Raw genomic sequence first — 11,639 nt, 5'->3', positions numbered from 1 at the left:
GGTGTCGCTCGGTCTCCGTGTCCCCGTGTCCCCGTGCACGGTACGGACCGCTCGGTGAACGCACGTCAGGTTCTACAACTCGGCACACGAACGCAAGGCCGGCACGGGCGGTTTCGTGCCGTTGGGGTGTTATGGGGCCACCAGATGTGACGGAAGCGTCATCGATCCGTGGTCATCGCGCGGAGGCGGTGCCGGGCAGGGCGCGGGCGGCGAAGGTGACCGTGTGCGGGCCCGGGCGGCCGTCGGTGGCGAACGCCAGCAGCCGCTCCCCCTCCTCGGCCAGCGCCTGCTCCGCAGCCTCGTCCAGTTCCTCGAACGGGGTGAGCGTGAGGCGGGCTGCCTTGCGGGAGGTGTCGGCCTTCCACATGCCCCGCACCCGGCCGTCCACCAGGAACGTGCCGGGCACCTGCCCGTTCCGGCCGGCCAGGGTGCGGCGGACGGGTTCGTCCAGCAGTCGGGACCGGTCGGCGTGCGAGAGGACGATGTTGTCGTACTCGGCCAGGAAGCGGACCGGGAGCGGCAGTTCGGGGTCGGGCCGCGGCGCGTCGGGCAGGTCGAACAGCTCCCGGCCCGCCTCGTCCCGGAAGACCCGCAGCTGCGGCCGCAGCCGCTCCAGCACCTCGCCGAGCCGGGTCAGCCCGGACCAGGCCTGCGCGTCCCGTGCGGAGGCCGGGCCGAAGGCGCCGAGATAGCGCAGCACCATCGTCTCCACCCCGGGTTCGGCGGCCGGCGACCGCCCCAGCCACCGCTCGACGGTGTCCAGCACCGGCTGCCCGGAGCGCCCCCACAGCCCGCGCGGCGGCAACTGCACCAGCGGCAGCAGGTAGCGGGCCGTCATCCACAGCGGGCGGGCCTCCAGATGGGGCCACCGCTCCTGGAGCCGGGCGCCCAGCTCGCTGCCGGTCAGCGGGCGCTCGGCGAGCAGTTCCCGGGCGGCCTCCGCCACCTGCCAGGGGTCCTCGCCTCCGAGCCGCTTGGCGAGGTTCGTGCGTACCGCGCTCTCGTGCAGCGGCTGGGTGAGCGCCCGCAACTGCAGCGCGTCGCGGTCGCTGACCAGGTGGACGGTGCCGCGCATGGTGCTCAGCCGGACCAGCCCGCGGCCTTCCAGCTGCAGCGACAGCTCCTGCGGGTCGAAGTCCGCCAGCCTGCTCCACAGCGCGAAATACGGCGGTCTGGGCGCCTGCGCCTGGATGCCGACCAGGTGCTCGACGGCGTCGCGCACCGGCATCCGGGCGCGTTCGACCAGGAGTTGCCGGGCGAGGAGGGCGCGGCTCAGGGCCGGCCGCGTCAGGAGAGCGGGCATGGCGTCGAGTCTCGCCGATGGTGCGGCGGCGCGCCACGCGGTCCGGGGTGCGGCGCGCCCGGAGGCCCAACACGGGGAAACGGACCGGACCATGCGGTATGGATGGAGACAACTACTCAAGAGAGCACCCATAGGGGAATGAGTCCATGTACAGTGCCACCCCCGGCGCCGGAGGCCGCAGCGCACTCTCTCCCGGCACGTTCGTGCTCGTGCTGGGCGTCCTCCTGGTCCAACTGGGCTTCCTCGTCTCCTACATCGGTGCCTTCCACCACCCCCGGCCGCAGGGCGTCCCCGTCGCCGTCGTCGCGCCCGCGCAGGCCGCCGAACGGCTCGACCGGCTCCCCGGGGACCCGCTGTCCGTCACCGCCGTCGAGGACGAGCGCGCCGCCCGCGCGCGCATCCTGGACCGGAAGGCGGAGGGCGCCTACCTGATGGACCCGCGCGGCGGCGCGGACACCCTGCTGGTGGCCTCCGGTGCGGGCGGCCCGCAGGCCCAGGCGCTGCGCCGGGTCGGGGAGCGGGTGGCCGACGCGCAGGGCCGGCGGCTGAAGGTGGTGGACATCGCGCCGTCCGGACCGCAGGACTACGAGAGCCTGACCGCCTTCTACCTGATCGTCGGCTGGCTCGTCGGGGGCTATCTGCTGGCCTCGCTGATGGGAGTGGCGGCCGGCACCCGCCCCGCGCGGCCCGGGCTGGGTGCGCTGCGGCTGGCCGGTACGGCGGTGTACGCCGTCCTCTCCGGGCTCGGCGGCGCGATCGTCGTCGACCCGGTGCTGCATGCGCTGCCGGGGCACTTCGTGGCGCTGTGGTGGGTCGGTGCGCTGCTGGTCTTCGGCACGGCTGCGTGCACCCTGGCGCTGGAGGCGTTCCTGGGGGTGGTCGGGATCGGCGTCGCGGTGCTCGTCTTCGTGGTGCTCGGCAACCCGAGCGCCGGCGGTGCCTTCCAGCGGCATCTGATCCCGCCCTTCTGGCGGGCCGTCGGCGAGTGGATCCCGACCGGTGCGGGGACGAGCGCGGTACGTGACATCGTGTACTTCTCCGGTCACGCGCTCGGCACTCCGCTGCTGGTCATGGCGGTCTGGGCGGCGGCGGGCGCGGCGCTGCTGATGGCGGGATCGGTGCGGCGCCGGGAGCCGGGCCTGACCCTCCCGCTCTGACGCCGGGCCCGGGCCCCGCGCGGGTTGGCCGCGGCCGGGAGCTGGTCATCAGCACCCGTGGGGAGGGGGTAGTATTTCCCCTGTCGGCCGGAAACGGCGACGGGCGCCGCTAGCTCAGTTGGTTAGAGCAGCTGACTCTTAATCAGCGGGTCCGGGGTTCGAGTCCCTGGCGGCGCACAAATTCGGCTGCGGATCCTCGACTGTCGGGGAGCCGCAGCCTTTTTGTGTGTCTGGACGGTGGCAGGGCGCGTCGGTCCGGGCGGGTCCGGGACGGGTCAGATCGCCAGCGACAGCATCACCGGCGCCGCCCGCTGGCTCAGCATCTCGGCGGCTCTGCGCAGCCGGTGCGCCTGGGTGACCGGCAGGGAGAGCGCCAGACAGCTCACCGCGGAGCCCGCCGTCACCGGTACCGCGGCGCAGACCGTGCCGACGGCGTACTCCTGGAGGTCCAGCACCGGGACGGTCGAGGGCTGCCGGTCGAGTGCGGTCAGCAGCAGCCGCTCGTCGGTGATCGTCCGCGAGGTGAGCCGCGGGGTCCGGTGCCGGGAGAGGTGGTCCAGCCGGCGATCGTGGTCGAGCTGGCTGAGCAGGCACTTGCCGAGCGCGGTCGCGTGGGCGGCCGAGCGGAAGTCCACCCACTGGTTGACCGCCGGGGTGGTGGGACCGTCGGCGACCTGGGCGCTCTCCAGCTCCCCGTCCCGGTAGCGGCCGAAGTAGACGGCGGCGCCGACGGTGTCCCGCAGTTCGTCCAGGGTGCTCTGGAGCCGTGCCCGGAGCGCCTGGCTGCGGTCCATGCCGGAGCTCAGCAGCATCAGTGCCTCGCCGACGACGTAGGAGCCGTCCTCCAGCCGGGTCAGATAGCCCTCGCGGCACAGCATCCGCAGCAGCTGCTCGAGCCGGTCGGCGGGCAGCTCGGCGCGGCGGGCGATCACGTCCTCGGTGACACCGTTGCGGTGCCGGGAGACGGTCTCCAGCACCCGCAGGGCGTGCTGTACGGAGCCGAGGGGTGTGACCGGCTCCCGTCCCGGCTCCTCGGACGGGCCTCCGGGTGGTTGGAGCAGTGACACGGTGTCCCCCTGGAGGTTGTGACCGTTTGTACCGTTACCACTTCGTGTGGTCACGGCTTCATATCCCACGATAGCGGCCAACGTGGCACGGGCACGGGTCCGTTGCTGCGATCGGCATATGCCGCACGGCTGGATGCGCCCCCTCTATGCGCCCCCGTACGCGCCCCCGCGCTGTGCTGTCGGCGGCCCTCGTGGCGTCGCGTCGTCCGGTTGCCGACCCCCGCGGCCCACAGGTGCTCCACGCAGCCCGAGCCCGCGCCGCAGGCGGCGCGGGCTCGGGCGGGACGGCGGGCGCTCCGTGCGGAGCGGAGCACCGGCGCGCTCACAGCACGGCGCTGAGGAACTCCCTCGTGCGCTCGTGCTCGGGGTCGGTGAAGATCTTCTCCGGCGCACCGGACTCGATGACCCGGCCCGCGTCGAACATCAGCACGTCGTCGGAGATGTCACGTGCGAAGTTCATCTCGTGCGTGACGCAGAGCATGGTGATGTCGGTGGAGTGGGCGATGTCCCGCAGCACGTCCAGCACCCCGGCCACCAGCTCCGGGTCGAGGGCCGAGGTGACCTCGTCCAGCAGCAGCACCTGCGGGCGCATCGCCAGCGCGCGGGCGATGGCCACCCGCTGCTGCTGACCGCCGGAGAGCTGGGTGGGGTACTTGTCGATGTGGTCGGTCAGACCGACCATCTCCAGCAGCTCGCGGGCGCGCTGCTCGGCCTCGTCCTTGCCCAGCCCCAGCACGTGCACGGGGGCCTCGGTGATGTTCCGCAGCACCTTCATGTTGGGGAAGAGGTTGAACTGCTGGAAGACCATGCCGATGTTCTTGCGGACCTCGCGGGAGTGCTTCTCGCCCGCCGGCACCAGCTTGCCGTTCCGCTCCTCGTGCGAGAGGTACTCGCCCGCCACCTTGATGGTGCCCTCGTCCGGCTTCACCAGGGTCATCAGCAGCCGCAGGATCGTGGTCTTGCCCGAGCCGGAGGGGCCGATGAGGGTGACGTGCTTGCCGGGCGACACGTCGAAGCAGAGGTTGTCCAGCACCACGTTGCTGCCGTAGCGCTTGGTGACGTTGTCGAACTTGATCAGCTCACTGCCCTCGGCAGCGGGGTTCGTACCGCCGTTCGCGGCCGTGCTCGGGTTCTTCTCAGCGGACAAGGCGACGCTCCAGGGCTCTCGTAAGCAGGGATGCCGGGTAGGCGATGACGATGAAGGCGATACCGACCACGGTGATCGGCTCGGTCGGCAGGAAGGTGATGGCGGTGAACTGCCGGGCCTGGCCGAGCATTTCGAGCGCACCGATCACCGCGATCATCGGCGAGTCCTTCAGCATCGCGATCACGTAGTTGCCCAGTGCGGGCACCACGCGGCGGATCGCCTGCGGCAGGATGACGGCGCTCCAGGTGCGGCCGCGCGGCATGCTCAGCGCGGTGCACGCCTCCCACTGGCCCACCGGGACGCCGTCGATGCCGGCCCGGTAGACCTCGGCGGTGTAGGTCGAGTAGTGCAGCCCGAGGCCGACGATGCCGGTGGTGAGCGCGGAGAGCGTGAGCCCCCACTCCGGCAGTACGTAGAACAGGAAGAACAGCTGCACCAGCAGCGGGGTGTTGCGGATGAACTCGGTGACCACCATCACCGGCCAGCGCACCGCCTTCAGCGGGGAGCGCTGCGCCATCGCCCAGACCAGCCCGAGGGCGAAGGCGATGAGCGAACCGAGCACCAGCGCCTGGAGCGTGACGAGCACGCCGTCCCAGAAGCGCGGCATGAAGTCGCCGACAGCCGACCAGTCCCACTTCATCGGGCACCTCCCGCGCTCTTGGACAGGTCGCTCGAGGGCGCGTCCGCCTGCCGGGGAACGGTGAGCTTGCGCAGCACTCCTTGGCCCTTCTGCGGGGCCTGGCCGATGCCCGCCTTCGCCTTCCGCTCCACCGCGCGCATCACACGGGTCAGCAGGAAGGCCAGGATGAAGTACATGACCAGGATGATCGTGTAGACGGGGGCGCTCTCGCCGAGTGCGTTACGCACCAGCGCCGCCCCGAAGGTGATGTCGCCGACGCCCAGCACGGACACCAGCGCGGTGCCCTTGAGCAGCTCGATCAGCAGGTTGTTGGCGGGTGGGACCATCTCGGGCCACGCCTGCGGAAGCTGGATCTTCACCAGCCGCTGCCAGGGCGAGAAGCTCAGCGCGATCCCGGCCTCCTGCTGGGCCGGTGCGACCGCGGCCAGCGCGCCCCGCACGATCTCCGAGCCGTACGCGCCGTACGAGAGGCCGAGTGCGAGCACGGCCGCCCACATCGGCACCAGCTGCCAGCCGAAGGCGACCGGCAGCACGAAGAACATCCAGAACATCAGCACCAGGGCGGAGGTGCCCCGGAAGATCTCCATGTAGAGGCCGGAGAGGAACCGGACGATCCACAGCCGGTTCGTCCTGGCCACGCCGACCGTGAAGGCGACGAACGCGCCCAGCGCCGCGCTGAAGACGGTGAGCTGGACGGTGACCCAGACGCCCTTGAGGAGCAGCTCCCACAGCCCTGCGGTGAGGTCCGTCATGCGCAGCGCTCCTTCGCGGTCATCTCGGTCATCTCTTCCTTGATGAAGCCGAAGCCCTTCATGATCCGGAAGAGCTCGCCGCTCTCCTTCATCTTGTGCAGTTCGCGGTTGAAGGCGTCCCGCAGCTTCGTCTCGACCGAGCGGAACGCGAACGCGCCGGTGCCCAGATCGGGCTTTCCGTCCAGCTTCGGGGTGAAGGCCGCGGTGAACTCGGCCTTCTTGCTCTTGGTCTGCCTGACCACATTCCGCACGGTGACCGCCGTACCGGTGAATACATCGGCCCGCCCCTGTTCCACGGCAAGGAGTCCGGCGAGCTGGTCCGGAAGCAGCAGAATTTCCGACTCCTTGATGCCGACCTCCGCCGCGTAGCCGATTTCGGCATAGCCGGTTCCGGTTGCCAACTTCGCGCCGCTCTTCTTGACGTCCTCGTAGTTGTGCAGGTTCTTCGGGTTCCCCTTGCGCACGATGAACGCGTCCCGCATCTCGTACTCGGGGTCGGCGAACAGGACCTGTTTGCATCGTTCGGGCGTTATGTACATACCGGCCGCGACCACGTCGAACTGCTGCGAGTTGAGACCCGGGATCAGCGAGTTGAACTCGGTCGGGAAGGGCTGGACCTTCGGGACGCCCAGCCGCTTGAAGATGGTCCTGGCGATCTCGGGCGAGGTGCCCGTCAACTCGCCGTCCTTGTCGATGTAGCTGTAGGGCTGTTCACCGGCGAGGCCCAGCTTCACCGTTCCCTGGGCCTTCAGCCGCTCCAGAAGATCTCCCCCGTCCTCGGCGTCCGCGCTGGACACCCGACTGCATGCGGTCGTTGCGCCGAGTGCGCTGACCGCACCCAAGGACGCTGCCCCGCCGAGCAGCGACCGACGGCTCAAACGTCTCCCGGCACCTGCCGTGTTGTTCCTCTGTGGTGGAGCCATGGGCGCGCGCATACCCAACCAGGCTGAAGATATGCGGATAATTTCAAGCCGTTATGGGGTCGCGCTGAAGCTGGTGTCTGAGTCACCATTGGCAGGTAAATGACCACCCTTGTGCGGAGGCACGATGGCTGAGCGCTTCATTGAAGTGTCGTTGGACAAGCGGGGAGTGAGCTGCACGGCAAAGCTGCTCGACGACCGCGCGCCCATCACGTGTGCGGCGGTGTGGGACGCGCTGCCGCTGGGCGGCGACGTCTACCACGCGAAGTACGCGCGCAACGAGATCTACGCCCTTATTCCCCCGTTCGCCCCCCAGGAGCCGCCGCTGGAGAATCCGACCATTACCCCCATCCCAGGTGACCTCTGCTATTTCACCTTCTCCAACACCCAGTTGGCGACCCCGGGATACGGGTACGAGGCTGCGGCGGAACAGCAGGGCACCGAGGCCGCACACGCCGGCCGGGCCACCGTCATCGACCTCGCGCTGTTCTACGAGCGCAACAATCTGCTGATCAACGGCGACGCCGGCTGGGTGCCCGGCATCGTCTGGGGCCAGATCGTCGAGGGGCTCGACGCCATGGCCGAGGCCTGCCAGGACCTCTGGCGCTCGGGCGCCGTCGGCGAGACCCTCAACTTCCGCCGAGCCTGAGGAACACACCCGTTGGGGGGCGCAACCCCCCAACGGGACCAGCCGACCGCGCTCAGCCCAGCACGGCGGGGACCCCGGCCGCGACCCCCGCCTCGTACAGGGCGTGCGAGGCACCCAGCACGAGCGCGTCCGAGTGCCGCGGACCGACGAGCTGCACACCCACCGGCAGCCCCGCCCCGTCCGTCCCGCACGGCACCGAAGCGGCCGGCTGCTGCGTCATGTTGAACGGGTAGGAGAAGGGCGTCCACCCGGTCCACCGGGTCAGCGCGGAGCCGCGCGGCACCTCCACCCCCGCCTCGAACGCGGTGAGCGGCATGGTCGGCGTCACCAGCAGGTCGTACCGCTCGTGGAAGGCCCCCATGCGGCGGCCCAGATCCATCCGCTCGTCCACGGCGGCGAGGTACTCCAGCGCGCTGCGGGCGGCCCCGTCCGCGCAGATCTCCTGCAGGCCCGGGTCCAGACTCTCCCGCTGATCATGGCCGAATCCCTGGGTGACGCGTGCGGCACCGCTGAACCACAGCGTGTGGAAGGAGTCGACCGGGTCGGCGAAGCCGGGATCGGCCTCCTCCACCACCGCGCCCAGCTCCTCCAGCAGCGCCACCGCACTCCGTACCGCCGCGGCGACCTCCGGATCGACCTGCACCCGGCCGCCGAAGTCGGGCGAGAAGGCCACCCGCAGCCCGCGCACCCCCTCCGCGCCCGCGGCCAGCGCGCCGCGGAAGCTGTGCGGCACCGGGCCCAGATGCGACCAGTCCCGCGAGTCGGGTGCGCTGATCACGTCCATCAGCAGCGCGGCGTCCTCCGCGTCCCGCGTCATCGGACCCACGTGCGCGAGGGTCCCGAAGGCGCTCGCGGGGTAGATCGGTACCCGCCCGTAGGTGGGCTTCAGCGCGAAGATGCCGCAGAACGAGGCGGGGATCCGCACGGACCCGCCGCCGTCCGTGCCCAGCGACAGCGGGCCCGCGCCCGTCGCGACGGCCGCCGCGCTGCCCCCGCTGGAGCCGCCCGCGGTGCGGTCGGGCGCGTACGGGTTGCCGGTCACCCCGTGCCGGGGGCTGTCGGTGACGCCCTTCCAGCCGAACTCGGGCGTCGTCGTCTTGCCCAGGAAGACGGCGCCGCTCTCCCGCAGCCGGGCCACCGACGGGGCGTCCTCGTCCCCGGGCCCGCCCTCGCCGGTGGCCCAGGAGCCCTTGAAGGTGGGTGCGCCGCGCTGGAGCAGGATGTCCTTCACCGTCACCGGCACCCCGTCCACCGGGCCGGCCGGCTCGCCGCGCTCCCAGCGCCCGGCGGACTCCTCGGCCTGCCGCAGCGCGGCCTCGCCGTCGATGCGGACGAACGCGTTGACACGCTCCTGGGTCACCTCTGCGCGCTCCAGCGCCGCCCGGGTGACCTCCACGGGGGTGAAGTCCCCCGTTTCGTACCCCGCCACGAGCTGGGTCGCGGTCAGAGCGTTGAGATCGGACATGACGAAACCTCCCGAGAGACCGGGCGGGCCGCGCGCGGCGGACCGCCAGGACGACGAGCCCCGGGCCCGCACCGCACCCGAGGCGTGAAGAAACGACCCGGTGACACCCGATGGTCACCGGAGACGGAGGAGAAGGAGAAGAACGCCCCGGTGGGGCGGAGCGCACAGCGCCCCGCCGGAGCGGTGCCGGCGGGCACGGGGCGCCGGGGAGCCCCGTGCCCGGCCGGTCAGTCCGTCCGCGTCGCGGGGGCCGACGGAACGTAGCCGAGGTCCTTGTCGACGACGTTCAGCAGCGGCTGGCCCGCCTCCCAGCGGTCGAAGTTGTCCAGGAACTGCTCCGCGAGATCGTTGCGCCAGCCGATCGTGTCACCGCTCATGTGCGGCGAGACGAGCAGCCCGGGCACGTCCCAGAGCCTGCTGTCGGCGGGCAGCGGCTCCTCGGCGAACACGTCCAGCGCGGCGCCCTGGATGTGGTGCGCGAGCAGCGCGTCCACCAGGTCGTCCTCGACCACGTGCGCCCCCCGCCCGACGTTCACGAAGTGCGCTTCGGGCTTCATCCGCGCAAACATCGCGGCGTCGAACATGCCCGTCGACTCCTGGGTCAGCGGTGCGACGCACACGACCCAGTCGGAGTCGCCGAGCAGGCCGGGCAGTGCGTCCGTGCTGTGCACGCGCCCGAATTCGGGGTCGCCGTCCCGTGCCGTCCGGCCGACGAGGTCCACTTTGACACCGAGTGCCAGCAGCGCGCGCCCGATTTCCCGGCCGATTGGACCGGAACCGACGACCGTCGCCCGACTTCCTCCCACGCGGAATGTCTCTCGGTGCCGCCAGCGGCGCTGTCGTTGCAATTCCCAGGTGCCACGGAAGTCCTTGGCCATGGCCAGTACGAGGCCGAGGACGTATTCGGCGATGGGGCGGTCGAACACGCCCCGTGCATTCGTGATGACGGTCTCGCGACCGTCGGCCAGCTCCGGCAGCAGCCGGTCCACGCCGGCGCTGGGGGTGTGCACCCAGCGTGGCCGGGGGCCGTCGCCCGGCCACGCGTCGCGTACCGCGTCGGAGAGGAAGTCCCAGACCAACAGGACGTCGGCCTCGGGAAGTTGGTCGGCGAGCGTCTTCTCGTCGGCATGCACGACGCGTGCGCGCCCCGCGAGTCGGTCGAGCCGGGGAAGCGGCTCGACATCGAGGACAAGAACGCAGGTTTCGGACATAGGCAGGAAACCGTTTCGAAACGCAGGGACGGTTGGCTGAAGGAGTGAGCCGGGAGGGACGGGAACCAGCCTCAGATGGCGGGATTGACCACGGTAGGGAGCAGAAACTACCTTCGTCAACAAAGACATCTGTCCCGGCGTCCCGGCTTCTGACCGGCTTTGCTTTTCCTCTGACTTCCCTTGACTCAGGGGCCTTCTGGCCATGAGCCTTCCCCTCCGTTCTTTTGGGGTCCGAAATGGACGTCTCCTTCCTCGGCGGACCGTTGCCGCAGCGCGGCGTGGGAATCGTCGCTCCCTTCGACTTCGCACTGGACCGTGAGCTCTGGCGCTGGGTGCCGGACGACGTGTCCCTGCACCTGACCCGCACCCCCTTCGTCCCCGTAGAGGTCAGCCTCGACCTCGCACGCCTGGTCAGCGAGCACGAGACGCTGCGCGAGGCGACCCGCGCGCTGTGCGCCGTGGCCCCGGAAGTCGTGGCCTACGCCTGCACATCGGGCAGTTTCGTGGGCGGCACGGCCGGTGAACGCGCCATGGCCACCGCCATGGCGGACGCCGGTGAGATGCCGGCCCTGACCACCTCGGGTGCGATGCTGGACGCGCTGCGTGAGATCGACGCACGGCGCATCGCGATCGTCACCCCCTACACCAAGTCGGTCACCGACTCCCTGGAGGACTACCTGGACGAGGCCGGCATCGGCATCACCGGGCGCTGCTACATGGGGCTCACCCGGGAGATCTGGCGGGTGGCCTACCGGGACGTGGTCGACATGGCCCGGGAAGCGGTGGTGGACGCGCCCGACGCGCTGTTCATCTCCTGCACCAACCTCCCGACCTACGACGTCATCCCGCAGCTGGAGGCCGAGCTGCGGATGCCGGTGCTCTCCGCGAACCAGGTCACCATGTGGGCGGCCCTGCGCGCGGTCGGCAAACAGGCCGTCGGCCCCTACCAGGCGCTCCTCGACCCGGTCGCGCGGCGCGGCCCGGCCGCCATGACGTCCACCAGCGGCACCCAGCCGGTGGCGCACGAGGCGGACGGACTCGTCGAGCCCGAGGAGCAGCAGGTCGGCCACGAGCCGGAGGCGGCGCTGGCGGGAGCGGGCACCGAGCCCGGCGACCCGCTGGAGGGCACCCCCGACCTCGGCTACGGGCATCCCGGGCTCCCGGAGGAGTGGGGCGGCCCGCAGCCCCCGGCCTGACCCTTCCCTGTCCGTACCCGCCCGTACGGCCTCTCCCGTACGGGCTCTCCCTCCGCACGGTCCGCCGTGCGGATCCCCTTCCGTACGGTCCCGTACGAACCAACCGCCGTACCGCCACCGGCAGTACGGCGG

11 protein-coding genes and 1 tRNA gene are annotated in these 11,639 nt (G+C 71.0%); 4 read left to right on the top strand and 8 right to left on the bottom strand.

Annotated elements, in window-relative coordinates:
• Nucleotides 1-172: 172 nt before the first annotated feature.
• Entirely contained in the window at nt 173-1,303 is a 1,131-nt protein-coding gene (locus ACFYMO_RS10135) for a winged helix DNA-binding domain-containing protein (RefSeq protein ID WP_366769739.1), read from the bottom strand.
• Between the two features lie 146 nt (nt 1,304-1,449).
• Between ACFYMO_RS10135 and ACFYMO_RS10130 the strand changes: the two genes are divergently transcribed.
• Entirely contained in the window at nt 1,450-2,460 is a 1,011-nt protein-coding gene (locus ACFYMO_RS10130) for a DUF3533 domain-containing protein (protein ID WP_388545498.1), read from the top strand.
• 103 nt (nt 2,461-2,563) lie between these two features.
• A tRNA-Lys gene (locus tag ACFYMO_RS10125) sits at nt 2,564-2,637 on the top strand.
• A 98-nt stretch (nt 2,638-2,735) separates the two neighbouring features.
• Here the strand turns inward: ACFYMO_RS10125 and ACFYMO_RS10120 are convergent.
• The 5 genes from ACFYMO_RS10120 to ehuB all read right to left on the bottom strand — a co-directional run bounded on the left by ACFYMO_RS10120 (nt 2,736) and on the right by ehuB (nt 6,989).
• A complete protein-coding gene (locus ACFYMO_RS10120; protein ID WP_388545495.1) occupies nt 2,736-3,527 on the bottom strand; it encodes an IclR family transcriptional regulator in 792 nt (263 codons plus the stop codon).
• 322 nt (nt 3,528-3,849) lie between these two features.
• Nucleotides 3,850-4,674 (bottom strand): ectoine/hydroxyectoine ABC transporter ATP-binding protein EhuA, encoded by an 825-nt coding sequence (ehuA, locus tag ACFYMO_RS10115; protein WP_019357053.1) that lies wholly within the window; start codon nt 4,672-4,674, stop codon nt 3,850-3,852.
• Nucleotides 4,664-5,314 (bottom strand): ectoine/hydroxyectoine ABC transporter permease subunit EhuD, encoded by a 651-nt coding sequence (gene ehuD / locus ACFYMO_RS10110; protein ID WP_019357054.1) that lies wholly within the window; start codon nt 5,312-5,314, stop codon nt 4,664-4,666. Before ehuD ends, ehuA begins: the two co-directional genes overlap by 11 nt.
• A complete protein-coding gene (gene ehuC, locus ACFYMO_RS10105; protein WP_366769741.1) occupies nt 5,311-6,066 on the bottom strand; it encodes an ectoine/hydroxyectoine ABC transporter permease subunit EhuC in 756 nt (251 codons plus the stop codon). The genes ehuD and ehuC overlap by 4 nt, the downstream gene beginning before the upstream one ends.
• Complete coding sequence (ehuB, locus tag ACFYMO_RS10100) at nt 6,063-6,989, bottom strand: ectoine/hydroxyectoine ABC transporter substrate-binding protein EhuB (protein ID WP_360296483.1); 927 nt, start codon at nt 6,987-6,989, stop codon at nt 6,063-6,065. Before ehuB ends, ehuC begins: the two co-directional genes overlap by 4 nt.
• A 124-nt stretch (nt 6,990-7,113) precedes the next feature.
• Between ehuB and ACFYMO_RS10095 the strand changes: the two genes are divergently transcribed.
• Nucleotides 7,114-7,635, top strand: coding sequence for a DUF3830 family protein (locus ACFYMO_RS10095; RefSeq protein ID WP_360296486.1), 522 nt, complete (start codon nt 7,114-7,116; stop codon nt 7,633-7,635).
• A 52-nt stretch (nt 7,636-7,687) separates the two neighbouring features.
• Here ACFYMO_RS10095 and ACFYMO_RS10090 read toward each other — a convergent pair whose 3' ends face one another.
• Nucleotides 7,688-9,100, bottom strand: a complete 1,413-nt coding sequence (locus ACFYMO_RS10090) for an amidase (RefSeq protein ID WP_388545489.1) — start codon at nt 9,098-9,100, stop codon at nt 7,688-7,690.
• Nucleotides 9,101-9,327: 227 nt separating this feature from the next.
• Nucleotides 9,328-10,311, bottom strand: coding sequence for a D-2-hydroxyacid dehydrogenase (locus ACFYMO_RS10085; protein WP_388545486.1), 984 nt, complete (start codon nt 10,309-10,311; stop codon nt 9,328-9,330).
• A gap of 236 nt (nt 10,312-10,547) precedes the next feature.
• Between ACFYMO_RS10085 and ACFYMO_RS10080 the strand changes: the two genes are divergently transcribed.
• The gene (locus ACFYMO_RS10080; RefSeq protein ID WP_366769744.1) at nt 10,548-11,507 is read left to right on the top strand and encodes a decarboxylase; all 960 of its coding nucleotides are present in this window, start codon (nt 10,548-10,550) and stop codon (nt 11,505-11,507) included.
• Nucleotides 11,508-11,639: the final 132 nt, after the last annotated feature.

Origin of the sequence: Streptomyces sp. NPDC007025 (assembly GCF_042869455.1) — a bacterium.
In the GTDB taxonomy this organism is placed as follows: domain Bacteria; phylum Actinomycetota; class Actinomycetes; order Streptomycetales; family Streptomycetaceae; genus Streptomyces.
Note: the sequence above shows the minus strand (reverse complement) of the source record. Positions and strands in the feature narration are given on the sequence as shown.

Bases quoted from the DNA above. Each gene is read 5' to 3' on its own strand.
- ACFYMO_RS10135 (WP_366769739.1), bottom strand. From the start codon at position 1,303: ATGCCCGCTCTCCTGACGCGGCCGGCCCTGAGCCGCGCCCTCCTCGCC.
- ACFYMO_RS10130 (WP_388545498.1), top strand. From the start codon at position 1,450: ATGTACAGTGCCACCCCCGGCGCCGGAGGCCGCAGCGCACTCTCTCCC.
- ehuD (WP_019357054.1), bottom strand. From the start codon at position 5,314: ATGAAGTGGGACTGGTCGGCTGTCGGCGACTTCATGCCGCGCTTCTGG.
- ehuC (WP_366769741.1), bottom strand. From the start codon at position 6,066: ATGACGGACCTCACCGCAGGGCTGTGGGAGCTGCTCCTCAAGGGCGTC.
- ehuB (WP_360296483.1), bottom strand. From the start codon at position 6,989: ATGGCTCCACCACAGAGGAACAACACGGCAGGTGCCGGGAGACGTTTG.
- ACFYMO_RS10095 (WP_360296486.1), top strand. From the start codon at position 7,114: ATGGCTGAGCGCTTCATTGAAGTGTCGTTGGACAAGCGGGGAGTGAGC.
- ACFYMO_RS10090 (WP_388545489.1), bottom strand. From the start codon at position 9,100: ATGTCCGATCTCAACGCTCTGACCGCGACCCAGCTCGTGGCGGGGTAC.
- ACFYMO_RS10085 (WP_388545486.1), bottom strand. From the start codon at position 10,311: ATGTCCGAAACCTGCGTTCTTGTCCTCGATGTCGAGCCGCTTCCCCGG.
- ACFYMO_RS10080 (WP_366769744.1), top strand. From the start codon at position 10,548: ATGGACGTCTCCTTCCTCGGCGGACCGTTGCCGCAGCGCGGCGTGGGA.